Origin of the sequence: Poseidonocella sp. HB161398 (assembly GCF_005870025.1) — a bacterium.
Lineage (GTDB): Bacteria > Pseudomonadota > Alphaproteobacteria > Rhodobacterales > Rhodobacteraceae > Mangrovicoccus.
Genome location: NZ_VATA01000292.1, coordinates 1 through 555, shown reverse-complemented (window position 1 = coordinate 555; position 555 = coordinate 1). Strand labels below are relative to the sequence as shown.

Here is a 555-nt window from a genome sequence, read left to right as displayed (position 1 = left end):
TCATGGCGGGGCTGGCCGCTGAGCACGGCGAGGAGACGACTGTGATGATCGACGCCACCCATCTGAAGGCCCATCGCACGGCGTCCAGCCTGGGCGTTAAAAAGGGGGGCGGGGACGCCTGATTGGCCGAACCAAGGGCGGCATGAACACGAAGCTGCACGCCATCTGCGACAGCCGCGGCCGGCCCATCGACCTGTTCCTGACGGCCGGTCCCGTCAGCGACTACATCGGGGCGCGTGCGCTCATCAGCCGGCTGCCCAACGTGAAGTGGCTTCTCGGAGATCGCGGCTACGATGCCGACTGGTTCAGAGAAGCCTTGCAGGACAAGAAGATACGTCCTTGCATCCCGGGCCGGAAGAAACGGAAGACGCCCATCCGGTATGACAAGCGGCGGTACAAACGCCGTAACCGCATCGAGATCATGTTCGGTAGGCTCAAGGACTGGCGGCGCGTTGCAACGCGGTACGACCGATGCCCGAAGACCTTCTTCTCGGCGATCGCACTCGCCGCAACCGTCATCTTCTGGCTGTGAGTCGGAACGAGTCCTGAGCCTAG

General features: G+C 63.4%; 1 pseudogene. It reads left to right on the top strand.

Annotation, left to right across the window (positions count from 1 at the left end):
- Positions 1-532: pseudogene (locus FGX59_RS37310) on the top strand (IS5 family transposase); the annotation flags it as partial.
- Positions 533-555 lie beyond the last annotated feature (23 nt).